At 71.9% G+C, this 15,839-nt stretch carries 14 protein-coding genes; 5 read left to right on the top strand and 9 right to left on the bottom strand.

Annotated features, from left to right (window positions below; genetic code table 11):
- The first annotated feature begins 38 nt into the window (after nt 1–38).
- A complete protein-coding gene (gene rplQ / locus IM767_RS11955) occupies nt 39–614 on the top strand; it encodes a 50S ribosomal protein L17 (protein ID WP_109210472.1) in 576 nt (191 codons plus the stop codon).
- 140 nt (nt 615–754) lie between these two features.
- Here rplQ and IM767_RS11960 read toward each other — a convergent pair whose 3' ends face one another.
- Nucleotides 755–2,662 carry an acyltransferase family protein gene (locus tag IM767_RS11960; RefSeq protein WP_109210471.1) on the bottom strand — a complete coding sequence of 636 codons (1,908 nt, stop codon included), beginning with the start codon at nt 2,660–2,662 and terminating at the stop codon, nt 755–757.
- 150 nt (nt 2,663–2,812) lie between these two features.
- Here IM767_RS11960 and truA point away from each other — a divergent pair, with 150 nt between their 5' ends.
- Entirely contained in the window at nt 2,813–3,673 is an 861-nt protein-coding gene (gene truA / locus IM767_RS11965) for a tRNA pseudouridine(38-40) synthase TruA (protein ID WP_109210470.1), read from the top strand.
- A gap of 54 nt (nt 3,674–3,727) precedes the next feature.
- Nucleotides 3,728–4,321 carry a hypothetical protein gene (locus IM767_RS11970; protein WP_109210469.1) on the top strand — a complete coding sequence of 198 codons (594 nt, stop codon included), beginning with the start codon at nt 3,728–3,730 and terminating at the stop codon, nt 4,319–4,321.
- On the opposite strand, the gene IM767_RS11975 is transcribed toward IM767_RS11970, so the two are convergent.
- Both IM767_RS11975 and IM767_RS11980 read right to left on the bottom strand, forming a co-directional pair.
- Nucleotides 4,299–5,474 (bottom strand): hypothetical protein, encoded by a 1,176-nt coding sequence (locus tag IM767_RS11975; RefSeq protein WP_109210468.1) that lies wholly within the window; start codon nt 5,472–5,474, stop codon nt 4,299–4,301. The two genes, IM767_RS11970 and IM767_RS11975, sit on opposite strands and share 23 nt — an antisense overlap.
- Nucleotides 5,471–7,129, bottom strand: coding sequence for a sensor histidine kinase (locus IM767_RS11980; RefSeq protein ID WP_109210467.1), 1,659 nt, complete (start codon nt 7,127–7,129; stop codon nt 5,471–5,473). The genes IM767_RS11975 and IM767_RS11980 overlap by 4 nt, the downstream gene beginning before the upstream one ends.
- Before the next feature lie 229 nt (nt 7,130–7,358).
- On the opposite strand from IM767_RS11980, the gene IM767_RS11985 reads away from it, so the two are divergent.
- Nucleotides 7,359–8,795, top strand: a complete 1,437-nt coding sequence (locus IM767_RS11985) for a glycosyltransferase family 2 protein (RefSeq protein ID WP_198425913.1) — start codon at nt 7,359–7,361, stop codon at nt 8,793–8,795.
- Between the two features lie 234 nt (nt 8,796–9,029).
- Here the strand turns inward: IM767_RS11985 and IM767_RS11990 are convergent, their stop codons facing one another.
- The 3 genes from IM767_RS11990 to IM767_RS12000 form a co-directional block, all read right to left on the bottom strand.
- Nucleotides 9,030–9,956, bottom strand: a complete 927-nt coding sequence (locus IM767_RS11990; protein WP_109210465.1) for a response regulator transcription factor — start codon at nt 9,954–9,956, stop codon at nt 9,030–9,032.
- A gap of 123 nt (nt 9,957–10,079) precedes the next feature.
- Nucleotides 10,080–11,084 carry a glycoside hydrolase family 6 protein gene (locus IM767_RS11995; RefSeq protein WP_109210464.1) on the bottom strand — a complete coding sequence of 335 codons (1,005 nt, stop codon included), beginning with the start codon at nt 11,082–11,084 and terminating at the stop codon, nt 10,080–10,082.
- A 39-nt stretch (nt 11,085–11,123) separates the two neighbouring features.
- Nucleotides 11,124–11,582 carry a hypothetical protein gene (locus IM767_RS12000; protein ID WP_109210463.1) on the bottom strand — a complete coding sequence of 153 codons (459 nt, stop codon included), beginning with the start codon at nt 11,580–11,582 and terminating at the stop codon, nt 11,124–11,126.
- 182 nt (nt 11,583–11,764) lie between these two features.
- On the opposite strand from IM767_RS12000, the gene IM767_RS12005 reads away from it, so the two are divergent.
- Nucleotides 11,765–12,502: an endonuclease/exonuclease/phosphatase family protein gene (locus IM767_RS12005; protein WP_109210462.1), complete on the top strand. Its 738-nt coding sequence runs from the start codon at nt 11,765–11,767 to the stop codon at nt 12,500–12,502.
- A gap of 54 nt (nt 12,503–12,556) precedes the next feature.
- On the opposite strand, the gene IM767_RS12010 is transcribed toward IM767_RS12005, so the two are convergent.
- Genes IM767_RS12010 through IM767_RS12020 form a run of 3 tightly spaced genes read right to left on the bottom strand, consistent with a single transcriptional unit; the run spans nt 12,557 to nt 15,814 of the window.
- Nucleotides 12,557–13,405 (bottom strand): hypothetical protein, encoded by an 849-nt coding sequence (locus IM767_RS12010; protein ID WP_109210461.1) that lies wholly within the window; start codon nt 13,403–13,405, stop codon nt 12,557–12,559.
- A 50-nt stretch (nt 13,406–13,455) separates the two neighbouring features.
- Nucleotides 13,456–14,013 (bottom strand): LPXTG cell wall anchor domain-containing protein, encoded by a 558-nt coding sequence (locus IM767_RS12015; RefSeq protein ID WP_109210460.1) that lies wholly within the window; start codon nt 14,011–14,013, stop codon nt 13,456–13,458.
- 10 nt (nt 14,014–14,023) lie between these two features.
- Nucleotides 14,024–15,814 (bottom strand): DUF4012 domain-containing protein, encoded by a 1,791-nt coding sequence (locus IM767_RS12020; protein ID WP_239453292.1) that lies wholly within the window; start codon nt 15,812–15,814, stop codon nt 14,024–14,026.
- Between the last annotated feature and the right edge of the window lie 25 nt (nt 15,815–15,839).

Below are 15,839 nucleotides of genomic sequence, written 5' to 3' on the forward strand. Positions count from 1 at the left end.
TCTCCCCCCGACCGAATTTCATCCTGGAGTAACTGAGAATGCCCAAGCCCACCAAGGGTCCCCGCCTCGGAGGCGGCCCCGCACACGAGCGTCTGCTGCTTGCGAACCTGGCCGCCGCGCTGTTCACCCACAAGTCGATCAAGACGACCGAGACCAAGGCCAAGCGCCTGCGTCCGCTCGCCGAGCGCCTCATCACGTTCGCGAAGCGCGGCGACCTGCACGCGCGTCGTCGCGTGCTCTCGGTCATCGGTGACAAGGAAGTCGTGCACGTCCTGTTCACCGAGATCGCTCCGCTGGTCGCGGACCGTGACGGCGGCTACACCCGCATCACCAAGGTCGGCAACCGCAAGGGCGACAACGCCCCCATGGCCGTCATCGAGCTCGTCCTCGAGCCCGTGACGAAGAAGCCGTCGGCCAAGAAGTCCGCCGCTGCCGCCGCTCCGGCCGCCGCCGAGGCTCCGGCTGAGGAGGCTCCCGCCGACGAGACCGCCGCCGACGAGACCCCGGCCGCCGACGAGGCCGCCGAGGCCGGCGCCGAGTCGCAGGAGGAGGGCGCTGCCGCCGAGGCCGCCGCCGAGGAGGCCGTCGAGGCCCCCGCGGAGAAGTCCGAGTAATCGGACCCGCCGGGCGTCGCCGCCCGGCACCCTTGCACCGCGAGACCCGTCACCCACTGGGTGGCGGGTCTCGCTGCGTCTGCGGGCGACTTCGTGCGCACGCCGGCGCCGCTGGCCCCCGAGGGGGTGCGGAGCGGGTCTCAGCCGTCGGTCAGGTCGGCCTCGAAGATCTCCGCGAGGCGGCCGGCGATGTCGGCGGCGTAGGCCCTGCGTTCCTCGGCGAGGTCGTCGACGGCCGTGGCGACGGCGTCGGCGAAGATGCGGCCGCCCGCCGACCCGGGGTGGATGCGGTCGTCGGCGAGCAGGTCCTCGTGCGGCGCGATGGCGCCCGACCAGTCCGCCACGGCGACGTTGCGGCGCGCATCGGCGAAGGCGGCCAGCTCGGCGTTGACGCCCGGGATCCAGTCCCGCGGTGCGTAGGCGTTCACGAGCACGAGCCCGCGATCGGAGCCCACGGCATCGGCGAGCTCCTCGAGCGCCGCATGGTCCACCGGCCCGTTGGTGCCGAGGGCCACGACGACGTACGGGCGGAGTCGCCCGCCGTCGGCGAGGTCCTCCACGATCCCGGGCCCCGCCCACATCGAGCGCGACACCTCGGCGTCGACCTCGACGCCGGGCAGCCGCTCCATGAGGCCGCCGGCGGACGCCAGCATGACGGAGTCGCCGACTGCGCTGATCTGGTCGCCCGTGACCTGCGCGGGGCCTGGGGCGGCGGCATCCGTCTCCGCGCCGGGTGTCGGCGCGATCGGCGCGGGGTTCTCGCGGAGGGCCTGGGCGAGAGCGCGGCGGCCCGCCTCGACGGCGGCCTCGGCGCTGGTCACGTCGGGCGAGACCGCGATGGCCGCGCCGGCGCCGGTGAGCACGAGCGCACCTGCCAGCGCGGCACCGAGTGCGCGCAGGCGGGCGGTGGGTCCGCCGCGGAGCCTTCTGACCGCGGCGCGGAAAGACGCCCGGAAGCCGAGCCGGCGCACGGGCGTCTCGACGAAGCGGTACGAGAGGGCGGATGCCGCAGCCGTCGCCGCGAGCACGCCGAGGCCGATCCACATCGGCGTCGAGGCGATGGCGGCGTCCGGCGAGAAGGCGGCGGCCGCCAGTACGAGCAGCGGCCAGTGCCAGAGATAGATGCCGTAGGACCGGTCGCCGATCCAGCGCATCGGACGCACGTCGAGTGCGGGACCGAACCACGAGCCCGGCCACACGCCCGCCACGATCGCGACCGCGCTGAGAAGGCTCGCCGCGAGCAGGCTCCCCGGGAAGGTCGCCGTGGTGTCGGCTGCCGGCACGGTCGCGAGTCCGACGAGCGCCACCAGCGCCATCACGCCCGCGCCGCCGGTGAGGTGACGGGCGAGGGGTGACGCGGTCCACCGCGGGGCCTCCGCGGTGAACAGCGGCGTCAGCAGGAACGCGAGTCCCACGCCGAGCAGCAGACCGAACGCGTGCGTGTCGGTGCCGAAGTACGCGCGCGTGACGTCGCCGCCGCCCGCCACGACGAGCCCCATCCAGACTGCTGAGGCCGCGGCGAGCCCGAAGGCCGCTGCCGTCCGCGCCCACCGCCACGGCAGCAGCAGGAACAGCGGGAAGACGAGCGGCCACAGCAGGTAGAACTGCTCCTCCACCGCGAGCGACCAGAAGTTGCGGAAGAGCTCCGGCGCGGCGGCAGCGAAGTATCCGCCGCCGCCCGCGACCGACACCCAGTTGTAGCTGAACGTGGCGGCTCCGAGCACCTGCGCGTCGAGGTCGACCAGCACATCGCCGCCGACGATCAGCGCGAGGGCGGAGCACACCGCGACGACCAGGGCCAGCGCGGGCAGCAGCCGTCGCGCGCGCCGCTGCCAGAACGCGCCGAGCGCTACGCGCCCCCGCGCGGCGTGCTCGCGCAGCAGGAGGCTCGTGATCAGGAACCCGCTGATGACGAAGAAGACGTCGACGCCCACGAACCCGCCCGGCAGCACCGGGAACAGGTGGTACACCACGACGAGCACCACCGCGAGCGCGCGCATGCCGTCGAGCCCGGCGAAGCGGGCGGGCGAGGGCGCAGTCGACGTCATGGGTTTCCGCGGACGGGGGAGGTGGGGAAACGGCAATTGTACGCGGCCACGGCTGGGCGTCCCACGGTCGCGGGCGCAGGTCGGGGCGGCCGACGGGGCAGGCGGGGCAACCACCGGGTCGCCGTCACCCGCCTCGGTAGGCTGGGTCCCGTGCGGATCCGCCTCGACATCGCCTACGACGGCACGCATTTCCGCGGATGGGCGCGTCAGCCCGGGCTGCGCACCGTGCAGGAGACCCTCGAGTCGTCGCTGGCCCGGGTCGTGGGCGGCGATCCGAGACTGGTCGTCGCCGGACGCACCGACGCGGGCGTCCACGCGACCGGCCAGGTGGCGCACGTCGACCTCGACGAGGCGCAGCAGCAGCGCATGCTCGCGCGGCACGCGCGACCGTCGGCCGGCCCGCAGACGACCGAGGATCGCGCCGCCGCGCTCGCCGCGCGCATGACCGGCGTGGTCGGCGCCTACTCCGACGTCGCCGTCCACGGGTCCCGGCTCGCGGCCCAGGGCTTCGACGCGCGGTTCTCGGCGGTGTGGCGGCGGTACGAGTACCGGATCGGCGACACCGAGACCGGCTACGACCCGCTGGAGCGGCACCGCACCACGTCGGTGCGGGCATCCCTCGATGCGAAGGCGATGGATGCCGCGGCCCGCGCGCTCGTCGGCCTCCATGACTTCGCGGCCTACTGCAAGCCGCGTGAAGAGGCGACGACCATCCGCACCCTCCTCGAGTTCGACTGGCACAGAGACGACGCCGGCGTGCTCGTCGCCAATGTCAAGGCCGATGCCTTCTGCCACAGCATGGTGCGCGCGCTGGTGGGTGCGTGCGTCGCGGTCGGGGAGGGGCGGCTCGATATCGACGACGTCGTCGACATCCGGGACGCGCGGGAGCGCGTGCCCGAGGTCAAGGTGCTCGCGGCGCGCGGCCTCACGCTGACCGAGGTCGGCTACCCCGCCGACGAACTGCTGGCGCAGCGCGCCGAGCAGACGCGCGCGCGGCGCGACCGGGAATGAGGGCTCGTCGCTAGACTGACCGGACTGTCCGGCGCGAGCGATCTCGGGGGTCTCATGCGCAGTTGGAGCCGGTTCACCATCGTCGTCGCGCTCGCAGTGCTGAGCGTCGGCGCGCTCGCCGCGTGCGGCCCCGCGCCGTGGGATCCCGCCGGGGGCGCCACCGCCACGCCGACCTCGACCGCGGTGCCGACTCCCGCGCCGAACGATCTCTCCAGCGGGTCGACCCAGCGCGAGCTCACCGCGGGTCCGGTCACCGCGACGATCGACTATTGGTCGACCCTCTCGATGGACCGATGGACGCCTGAGGCGATCAAGCCGGTCAGCATCTCCCTGATCACCACCGTGCAGCCGGCCGACGGCCAGAAGGTGTACCTCCAGCGCGCAGCGATGACGGCCGTGCCGTCGTCGGCGGATGGTGCGCTGGACGCCTTGGAGCCGCAGGTCGACGCCTCGACCGTCAGCCCCGGCTACCTCGTGCTCGACCCGTACAGCTACTCGCAGACCTTCAACGTCGGTCCGGTGCCCGCCGAGGCGACGGCGGTGACGCTGCAGTTCAGCTACGACTTCCTCGTGCAGACGACCCCGACCTCGAGCGAGTACGCCAAGCAGACCGCGACCGATACCGTCACAGTCGCTCTGACGGGCTGATCAGGCGCTCGACGACGGTCGCGCCCACGCGTTCCCACCGGTCGCCGCCCTTCTCGCTCGCGAGGGCGGCCGCCTCCCGGCCGGTGTACACCAGCGCATCCAGGTCGTAGCCGAGCACGGACGCGGGTGCCCACCCCGCGCTCGCCGTCGGGCGGATCGGCAGCGCTCCGTGCACGTCGAGCAGGGTGACGCGCTCGAGGCTCAGTCGCATGAGGTCGCGCACCGCGATCTCGGGGCGTGGCACCAGCACGACGACGGATCCGGCCGCGGGGGAGCCGACGTCGGACTCCGGCGGGAACACGCCGCGCACCTCGTCGACGAGACGCTCCGACAGGCGCCCGAAGGCTGTCCCACCCGCCGTCTGGCGGATGTCGCGCGCGTCGTCGAGGGTGAAATACACCACCGACCACGGCTCGGAGGTACTGGCCGCCCGCAGCAGCCGGTCCCCGGCGATCCGCTCGAACTGCTGCCATGCCGTCGAGCCGGCCGCGGCGCGACCGATCCCGCTGTCGCGCGCAGTGGTGCCGACGACGGCCACCACTGCGCAGGCCACGTACACCAGCATCCCCGCCGACGAGACCAGCCTCACGAGCTGGAGGTCGTCTCCGCCGGAGGGCGGGAAGACGAAGCCGCCGATCAACGTCGCCGTGCCGGTGGCGAAGAACGCGACCGACACGATCGCGAGCGGCAGCAACAGTCCGTCGCTGCGCCGGGCGGCCGAGCGCGCCCAGTCGAGCACGAAGATCGCTGCGAAGACGGATGCCGCGAAGAACGCCGCGCGATACGCCATGGTGAACCACGCGAGGTCGGCCGCCGTCGCCAGCACCACGGCGGCCACGGCAGCCAGAGCGGGACCGGCCCACACGTGCGGGCGCAGCCGCCAGGCGGCGCGGAACCCCGACCACAGCAGTCCAGGTGCCCCGAGGAGCGCCCCCAGCGACGCGCGACGCAGGCCTTCGGCGCCGGTCAGCTCGCCGGCGACGACGCCGTACGTGGCGATCATCGAGAGCGCGAAGGCGAAGCCCCAGTACAGCGTCGCCCGCCCGGGCTTGAGAAGGAACGCGATCCCGATCGTCAGCATGGTCGCGAGGGTCGTGATCACGGCCTGGGCGATGCCGAGGTCGATGCCGGACTCGGCGATGAGGTCGGTCATTCGCGTCCCTCCGCGTCGGGCCGGTCAGGGGCGGGGCCCTCGAGGTCGGACGGCCGGGGAAGCCGCACGGTGACAACGGTGCCCGTTCCCGGCTCGCTCCGAATCGTGAGCGTGCCGCCGTGGGCCGCGACGATGTCGCGGGTGATGCCGAGGCCCAGACCGGTTCCGCCGGAGGTGTCCTTGGCTTCGGCGGTGCGGAAGTACGGCGTGAAGACGTTCGGCAGGTCGGCCGCGGGGATCCCGATCCCCGTGTCGGACACCGACAGCTCGATCGCCTGCGCCGAGGTGGCGCCGGCGATCAGCACGCGTCCGTCGCGCGGGGTGTACTTGATGGCGTTGCTGACGATGTTGTCGATCACCTGACGCAGCCGGAACCCGTCGGCGGTGACGCGCAGTGGACCGTCCAGCGTCACCTCGACCTGGATGTCGCCCGCCACGGCCGTCGGACGGAAGGACGCGACGGAGTCGAAGACGATCTGCCGCAGATCGATGTCGTCGACCTCGTCGCGGTCGGAGAACCCGCGCCGCGACGTGTGCCCGAGCGACTCCGTCATCGTGAGCATCCGCTCTGCGGCGCCGATGATCGACTCGAACCGCTCCCGGGTGCGCGGGGAGAGCTCGTCCATGTCGAGGGCCAGCTCCGCGTTGCCGATCATCACGGTGAGCGGATGCTTCAGCTCGTGCGAGGCCATCGCGGTGAACCGCTCCCGCTCGCGCTGCGCATAGGTGATCGCCGTCACGTCGTCCACGAGCAGCAGGATGCTCGAGTCCTCCTCGCCGCGTGCCGGCAGCCGTTTCGCCGTCACCGCGAGGGCCCGCCATTCGCCGGCGGCGGTGAACAGCCAGATCGAGGCATCCGTGAAGGTCTCTCCCCGGGCGGCGCGGGCGAGCGGCCGTTCCGAGTAGGGCACCGGCATGCCGCGCAGGCCGGTGTACTCGACCGAGCGCGCCGGCCGCGTCGGATCGAGCGGGTCGAGCCCGTACAGCCGCGAATAGGCGTCGTTGACCGTCAGCACGACGCCGTCCTCCGACAGCCGCGCGACCCCGGTGTCGACGCCGTTGAGGATCTCGGTGGTACGCCGCTCCTGGTCGGAGCGGCGGGCGAGGGTCGCGGTGAGGCGGTCGGCCTGGCGTCTCAGCAGGCGGCGCAGCGAGCGCGTGCGGCGGTGCGCCAGGTGCGCGGTGATGCCGATGAACGTCATCGACACCACCACCACGAAGCCGCGCAAGGCGGCAAGAGGGCCGGGCGTGATCACCGACTCGATCAGCAGGATCCCGCCGATCAGCGCGAGCAGGGCCGCGAGCGCGGCCGCGCTGAAGTGCATCGCCACCCACATCACGGGGAAGGCCCACAGGTACCCCAGGCGGAGGTCCAGGCCGCTGGAGAGCACCCCGATCGCGACGGCGTCGACGAACGGCACGGCGAGGACGGCCTGCTCGGGCAGCCGGGCCCACGGAAGGGCGAGGGTGGCGAGGGTCACCAGCACCACCGTGAGGGTGCCCGCCAGGAACGTCCACCGGCTGAACATCGCGGGCTGCAGCGCCATGATCAGGATGGCGGTGATCAGCACGCTCGCCGCCAGCACGAGCTGGGTGAGCCAGATCGAGCGCGTGCGGGCGCCCACGACCGACGGTCGTGCAGCCCCGGTAGCCATGCCTGAAAGTCTATTGACCCGACCACCGGGCATTTCGTCGGCGGAGCCGAGAGCGGGCGAACGCATTCTTGCGGAAGCCTTGCGCAAACGTTGCGACAGGCCTCGCGTCGTCTCGGCGGGCCGTTGCGGTGCGCGGGTCAAGCTTGATCCATGCCGGAGACACCGGCTCCCGAACCTGGAAGCGAAGAACGTGACCGAACTGCTCCCCCTCACCCGCAGCCCGCGGACGATGCGCCTCGTCGAGGTGGCACCTCAGGAGCCTCTCACCGACGCGCCCGGGTTCGCCGACGACTTCGAAGCCGTGCTCGACGACACCTCGGTGCACCGCTCGACCATCGGCTGCGTCATCCCCGCGTACAACGAGGAGGAGTCGATCGCGCAGGTGATCGAGTCGCTGCTCTCTCAGACCCGGGTGCCCGATGTCATCCACGTGGTGGTCAACAACACGTCCGACGCGACCGTCCGGCTCGCGTCCCAATACGCCGGCGCGCACGAGATCACCACCGAGCTCGGCGAGCAGTTCACCGAGGTCTTCGTCCACGACATCGGCAAGAACCCCGACAAGAAGGTCGGCGCGCTCAACTACGGCTACACGCTCGTGGAGGGCTACGACTACCTGCTCGGCGTCGACGGCGACACCGTCGCCGACACGAAGGCCGTCGAGTACCTCGAGGCGGAGGCGACCTCCGACACCCGCATCGGCGGCATCTCGGCGATCTACTCGATCGACGACCGGCCGATCAAGGGCGGCATCGCGAAGTTCCTCATCACCGGTCAGCGCGCGCAGTTCGCGGCCTTCAACATGCACAACCTGCTCCGCGGCCGCAACATGGCGGTGCTCGGCGGCCAATTCTCGATCTTCTCGACGCAGGCGCTGCGCGACGTGATGAAGGAGAACCACCAGTCCACGCCGTGGGTCAAGGACTCCGAGGTCGAGGACTCGCTGCTGTCGCTGCAGATCAAGAGCGCCGGCTACCTCACGAAGATCAGCCCCTTCGCCCGTGCCGACGTGGGCGGAATGACGACGCTGCGCGCCCTCGACGCCCAGCAGGTCAAGTGGACGTACGGCGCCATCGAGCTCATGTGGCCCGGCCAGCGCGGCGACACCAAGGGCCAGCCGTTCCACCCGAACCTGCGGGTGCGCTGGCTCGAGAACTTCGGCATGCTCACGAACCTGTTCGTGCGGGTGGCGTTCATCGCGCTGCTGGCCGGGTCGCTCTCGATCGGCGCCTTCGTGTTCTCGCCGTGGTGGCTGCTGCCGCCGCTCGTCGCGATCGCGCTGAACACCCGCATGGCCATGACGATGGGCAACCGCAACGCGCGCGACATCCTCTTCGCGGTGACGCTCGCGCCGGCAGAGGTCTACATGTGGCTGCGCCTCAGCTACTTCGCGCGGTCGTGGACCCGCTTCCTGTCACGGAAGAAGGTCGACAACTGGGCGATGCAGGCGAAGGCCGAGCGCGGGGCGGGGCTCGGCCACTGGACGCCGCTCATCGTGGTGGTCGCCAGCGTCGTGGCGATGGCGGTCATCTGGTCGATGCTCGGGCCGATGGTGCAGTCGACGATCCTCTGGATCGGCTGGCCCATCGTCGGTGTCGTGACGGTGCTGCAGACACTGTCCATGTTCTTCAAGCTCATCCGTCGACAGCACGGATACAAGGTCTGACACGTCACCCGAAGGCGGGTCGGAACTGGGGAAGAGCGTCGAGGCTGGGGAGGCTCGACGCGGGGGAGGAGGCGAGGGTGTCCGTCCGGGGGAGGGACGGGCACCCCGTCCGATGTACGGTGTGGCGCCCGGTCCGGGGGAGGGACGGGCGTTCGCCGGAAGCCGCGGAGGCATCCGCTCACCTGGGGAGAGCGGATGCCTTCGCCGCGGCATCCGGCATCCGGCATCCGTCGATCAGACCGCGTCGGAAGTCAGCCGGTAGCCGACGCCGCGCACCGTCTCGATGTAGCGCGGGCTTGCGGCGCTGTCGCCGAGCTTGCGGCGCAGGTTCGTCATGTGGGCCTCGACGGCGCGCTTGTCGGCGTCGCCGACGAAGTAGCTCGTGACGTAGGACTCGCCGCGCAGCACGAGCGTCAGATCGGCCTTGCTGCGCACGCGCCGCTTGGACTCGAGGAGGGTCGCGAGCAGGTCGAACTCGGTGCGGGTGAGCTCGAGCTCCCCGCTGCCGATCAGCACGATGCGGTTCTCGGGGTGCAGGCGCAGGTCGCGGTGCACGAGCCACTCGCCGTCGGCGTCGCCGTCGGCGTCGACGGGGGAGGGGACGGATGCCGCGGCCGCCGGCTGCGGCTCGGCCGCGGGTGTCTCGGCGGGAGCCTCGAGGGGGCCGGTGCCCGAGGTCGTCGGGATCGCCGTGGTGCTCGGCCGGGCGCCCGGAAAGGACGGGCCGACGCTGCCCTGCGACGGCGCCGGAGCCGGCTGAGCGGCGCCACCCGCGACGGGACGCGACCGGCGCAGCAGCGCCTCGACGCGCGCCCGCAGTTCGCGCGGCCGGAAGGGCTTCAGCAGATAGTCGTCCGCGCCCGCGCCGAGGCCCGCGATCACGTCCGCCTCGTCGTTGAGCCCCGTCAGCATGATGATGAACGTGTCGGACTGCGCGCGAATGCGCTTGGCCGCCTCGATGCCGTCGATCCCGGGCATGTTGACGTCGATGGTGGTCAGCAGCGGCTTGTAGGTGAGGACGGCGCGCACCCCGTCGATGCCGTTGCCGACGGAGACCGTCGAGAAGCCCGAGGACTCGAGGACCTCGGCGAGGATGTGACGGATCTCGGAGTCGTCCTCGATGATGACGGCGGTCTTCAGCTCGTCAGAAGGGGTGGTCATAGAACGTGCGGCCTCTCGGAGGATGGACGGACGAGCCCCGAGCACCGACCCCAGCAGCGGCCCCCGACGCATGCGCAGTACCTCCGATGCTACACACAACCGGAGGGAAGGCCCGGTCGGGCGTCAATCCTCGCGGACGACGTTCCGCGTGAGCTCGATCGCGGCCTCGGGCCACCACTGCCCGGCCGCCGGACCGCCGTTGCACTCGCCGTCGCTCTCTCCCGGCGGCTTGACCCACAGATTGGTGTCGATCACGTCATCCCCGAGGGTTCCGCTCGGCTCGCCGACGAGGCGTTCCGGGGGGTTGCACCACTCGCCGTTCGAACCCGCGCCGTTGCGTGAGGTGTCGATGATCGCGTGCAGGCCGTCCAGGTGGCCGGCGACGTCGCGCGCGTACGCCACCTCGTCGTCGGTCGGCATGAAGTTCGACACGTTCGTGACGAATCCACGGATGCCGCGACCGCCGTCGCCGGCCGCGCGGTCGACCTGCGAGATCAGGCCCGCCATCTCGTCCGCCGGCAGCCAGCCCGAGTGGCCGCCGTCGACGTAGATCCAGGTCGTGTCGGCGGCGATCGCGCGGGCGGCCGCGCCCAGCTGCTCCACGCGCTCCGCGACGTTGCCGCACTCGGGCGCCAGCGCGAGGCCGTCGGGCTCGAGGATGACGATGGGTGAGGTGTCGGCGGCGGCGCGCAGCGCGTCGCCGATCTCCTGCGTCCACTCGAGGTAGGCGTCGTCGTCGAGGCCGCCCGCCGAGAGCCCGCCGCAGTCGCGCTCGGGGAGCCCGTACACGACGACCGCCACTCGTGCCGACTGCGCTCTGGCCTCCTCGGCCAGCTGGGCGATCCGATCGGCGACGACGCCGATCGGGTCGGCTTCCGGCGTCAGCCAGACCGCTGTCGGCTGCTCGCTCAGATACCGGGCGGCGGCGTGCTCGGGTGTTCCGGGCGTGGCGCGGGTCGCGGCATCCGTCGCCTTCGACAGCTCGGATGCCACCACCCGCGTGCCGGCGCCCGGCGGCTCGGGAGCCGCGGCGCCGGTCAGGGCGATCACGGTGATCGCGGCGACGCCGGCCAGGGCGACCGCACCCACGGCCGCGAGGATCGTGAGGGTCCGTCGCGAGGTGGGCATGAAGGCGAGCCTACGAGACGTCCGCCTCGCGGCGGCGTGTCACGCGGTGCGAGGGCGGGTGCCGCCCAGCCGGATGGCGGGGGCCGTGCGACGGGGCGAGACGGTTGCCGTGCGGCCGCGTGCCGACGTGCCCCGCTTCGAGCCGACGAGCTCGATCAGGGCAGCCGCCAGCGGGCTGGCCGATGCGGCCTCGGTCTCGAAGGCGTCGGCGACGACCGTCGCGGCTGCCTCGAACTCGCGCGCCTTGTCGACCGCGGCGCGGCGCTCGGCGACCACACGGTCGGCGGCGGCGTACTCGGCGCGCAGGCGAGCGCGCTCGGCCTCCTGGAGGCCGGGGCGGGCCGCGGTGCGCTCGAGGGCGTCGGCGACGCGCGAGCGGGCGACCACGCTGACGCGCAGCTCGCGCTCGGCCGCCTCGCGGGCGGTGCGGCTCGCGTCGCGCGCGTCGGCGAGCTCGGCGCGGATGGCGGAAACGGAAGCGGAAGCGGAAGCGGCCATGGCGTTCTCCTGGATCGGGTCTGGGTGCAGGTTCGGGTTCGGATGCCGTGAACCGGCACAACACTCCAGAGCCGCGGCATCCGGATTTCGTACATCCTTCTTCGAGCGGTTGCTGGGAGATCCCGATGCGGACTTGTCAAGGCCACGCGACGGCAACGTCTGCGGCATAGGCTTGGCTGGCCATGAAGGTCATCTCGTACAACCTGCGCAAGCATCGCGCCGCCGGGGAGCTCGCCCACCTGGTCGAGCGGTACGGAGCCGACGTGCTGTGCCTGCAGGAGGCCGACACGTCCGACCTTCCGCACGAGATCTCGGGCCTGCGACTGGCCGAGTCCACGCAGCGCAACCGCCTCGGCCTCGCCGTGTACTACCGCGAGAACACCTATCGCGCTGTCGACGTGCGGGCGCTCGCCCTCAAGAAGTCGCTGCACGACCGCGTGCTGAAGCCGGCGGAGGAGCGCATGCTCGGGGTGCGCCTCCACGACATCGACGAGAACATCGACGTCATCGTGGCCTCGTTCCACGCCGCCCCGCTGACCGCGCTCAACTCGCTGCGGCGTCACCAGATCCGCACGGCGCTCGGCGAGCTGCAGCAGCTCGGCGAAGGGGTTCCCGCTCTCATGGTCGGCGACTACAACTACCCGGTGTTCAAGGAGCGGCTGGGCCAGCACATCCGCGAGCAGGGCTACGAGCTGAATCTCTCGGACTCTCGCACGTACACGCGCTACCGCTTCTTCCGCGGCCATTACGACTTCGCCACTTCGATCGGCTTCGAGATCGACCGCGTGCGCACGCTGCCGCAGGGGCTCAGCGACCACCTGCCGATCCTCGTCACGGCGCACCCCGCCCCGGGCGTGCGACGCGTGGTCGAGGTCACAGAGGCCACGACCGGCGCCGTCGCCGACGCCGGCGCGGCCTGAGCTCACCCGGTCGTCGAGCGAGCGAGACGAAACGCGCCCGCGTCCGCGCAGACCTCAGCCCGCGATGATCGAGGGGTCGGGATCGCTCCACTTCTCGATCCCCTGCACCACCCAGAACGCGAAGAACAGCGCGAGGGCGGCCGCCTCGATGAGGAGGACGATCGGGATGGCGGAGGCATCGGCCTGCGGCAGCAGCACCACGTACAGCACCAGCAGCAGTACGAGGCCCGCGGCGATCGCGACATAGAGCACGCGGACCACGGGCGAGGGCTGCGGGCCGCGGCGCGGGAAGGCGCTGCGGATCGCGACCGCGGCGAAGAGCGCGAAGAACGCCGTCGTCGCCACGAAGTGCCCTTGCGCGAGGAATGCCCCGCGGGCGAAGGCCCACGTGAGACCGGTCGCCACCAGCACGATCGCCGCGATCAGCAGCGACGGCCAGACGGCCCGCAGGAAGACCTGCCCCAGGGCACCGAGGACCAGCGCGAGGATCAGCACGAGCACGCCCAGCACGAGGTAAACGCTCACGCCGTTGGCGACATCCGCTTCGTACGCCGGCGGGAAGCATCGGGCCTCGCACGTCACGTCGACTCCCGGCACGGCGCCCGTCGCCACGGTGGTCGGCACCAGGGCGATGAGCGGCGCGAAGAGGGCGGCCGCGTCGAGGAGCGCACGCTCCGCTCCGCGACCCGAGAGTGCGAACAGCGCGAGTGACACGGCGATGAGGGCGCCCACGAAGACGTTGCGCGCCGGCGTGTAGAAGTAGTCGCTCACCGACGTGAGCCAGCCGTAGGTCGTGGTGGCCTGCGCGACGGCGACGAAGATCGCGACGACGGTGCCGGCGATCCCGATGCGCAGGTAACGGTAGGTGCGCTCGAGCGATGTCGAGACCCCGGGCGAGGACATGCCGCTCACGATAGCGGGCAGCCCGCGCGACGGGCGGGAGCCGGGCGGGTTCAGCGCGCGTTGTTGCGGCGGCGGATCGCGGCGACGATGGCGAGGGCCGCGCCGGCGAGCAGGAGCGCACCGCCGCCGATCCACAGGCCGAGCGTCTGCCCCTGATCGAGGCCCGTCGACGGCAGGCCGTCGGCGCCGGTGATCGTCACGGCGGCGTTGCCGCCCGCGGAGGTCGCAGACACCGCCGCGATGTTGTAGGTGCCGGAGGCGTTCGATGGCAGCGTGATGTCGATCCCGGGCAGCGAACCGTCCGCTGCGGAGGACGCCGTGCTGCTCGCCGTCGTGATGGCGAAGCGGACCATGCCGATGCGGGTTCCCGCGCCGTTCTCACCGGTGACGGTGATCGTGACGCTCTCGTCGGGCGAGAAGGTCTCGGCGGCGCAGGCGAACTCGATGGTGCCTCCGGCCTGCGTGGTCGTCGGAGACGCCGTGCACGAGCCGGAGGGCGGGTAGATGGTCGAAGCATTCGCCGCTGCCGGCGCTGCGAACACCGCCGCGGCGGCAAGCGTCGCGGCGAGGGCTGCTCGGCGCAGGGGGAAGTCGGCGACGTGGGGCATCCAGAGCAGTCTACGAATCCCCGCAGACGGCGGCAACCGACGTGGGCGCGGTCAGGGTCGGGGTCACGACGGCTTCGAGGGTGGCGCCGGCCGTGCCTGTCGGGCGCGCGGTCACCGTCGCGGTCGCCGTCTGGCCCGGGATCAGGTCGACCGAGAAGCTCAGCACCCGGCGGTCGTCGTGGATGCCACCGCCGAATCCCGAGCCGTCCGACATGGTCGCCTCGACCAGTTCGAAGCCCTCCGGCAGGTACAGGTAGCCGACGGTGCGGGTGATCCCGGCGGGCACGCCGGAGCCGCCTCCACCCGTGATGTAGGCGGGCAGCTTCGCGGCATCAGCGGGCGCGGTGTTGCCGATCGTGGCGGTGAGCACGGCATCTCCGGTCGCCTGTCCAGAGGTGTCGAGCACGCAGTCGCTCCACCCGAGCGTCGTTTCGAGGTTCTGGTAATAGTCCATCTTCGAGCCGGTGCCGTCGTTGACGTAGACACCGAAGCGTGCGGTCTCGTCGTCCGATGCGGGCAGGCCGCCCGCGAGGGTCGTGTCGGCCAGCAGGCTCTGCTCGTTCTCGTGACCGCTCCACAGCAGGAGCCGGTTCTCGTCGCCGGCGCGGGTGAGCGCGGCGACCAGCGCGGTCGGGTCGACCTCGCCGCCCGACAGCCTCGCGAACACCGCGGCGGCGGCCTCCGCGAAGAAGTCGTCCTGGTCGGCCGGGCGCGGGAAGCGCGCGTAGACGTCGTTGAGCAGCAACGGCACGGCGGACTCGGGCGTGAGCACATCGCCGGCGGGGAGCGTCACCGGCCCAGTGGCCTCGAGGAGGTAGGACAGCGCGACGGGGTCGAGCGCGATCACGCCGTCGACCTGCTGCCCGCCGTGCTCTCGTGCCCACATCTCGCGGGCGAGCGCAGCGCTCACCGCGAAGTCGGGCGCTTGGGTCACGTTCTGGATCCAGCGGCCGGGCCGGTCGCCGTAGATCTCGAGGATCTCCTCGTCGAGCGGCAGCACGGCGTCGTCGTAGCGGGGGTAGTCGCTCGAGGATTCCTGCGCGGCGAGGCTCATCGCGCCGCCGTCCGTGTGAATGAGGGCCATCGCCCCCGGGATGCCGCCGAGCGATCGCCACTCCGCGTTGTTCTGGAACAGCACGAGGTAATCGCGCGGTCCGTCGGCGCCGAGCATCGAGGGAATGAGCCGCGTCGCGCGCGAGAGCGCATCCGTCGCGACCTCGGCTTCGACGAGCAGTCCGTCCACTTCGTCGACCGCCTGGCGCACCGGTGCGACCAATGCAGCGCGATCGATGGCGGAGACGGAGGCCGCGGCCGCACCCACGCCGTCGGCGGCGGTCTGCGCGGCGCCGCTGACCTGCTGAAGAGGCGCGAGGTCGAGACGACCGCCCTGCGGGCGGAGCGCCTCGACCTGGAATGAGGCGGCGACGTCGGCGAGCGGGCCGAGGGACGTCGTCGTCACGTCGTCGAGGGATGCCGCGACCGTCGAAACCGCAGCCAGCTGCGGGCCGACCCACGGCAGCCCTTCTGCCAGCTCCCATACGGGGTCTGAGGTGAGGGCGCGGGCGGCGCCCGTGTCCGCGGCGAGGGCCGCGATCGCCTCGCTCGCGGCGGCAGGGTCGGAGAGACTGTCCCGTACTTCCGACGCGGTCTGCTGCGCGTCGCTCAGGTGGAGGTAGGCGAGGATGCCGCGGACGCCGATCCACGCGGCGCCGATGACCGTGATCAGCAGGATCGCCCCGAGCACGGCGGCGAAGACGATGCCTCCGAGACGCGCGGAGCGGGGGAGCGGCGAGTCGGTCACCCGACCACCCTACGGGGCCGGTCCG

It is taken from the genome of Microbacterium ureisolvens (assembly GCF_015278315.1).
Lineage (GTDB): Bacteria > Actinomycetota > Actinomycetes > Actinomycetales > Microbacteriaceae > Microbacterium > Microbacterium ureisolvens.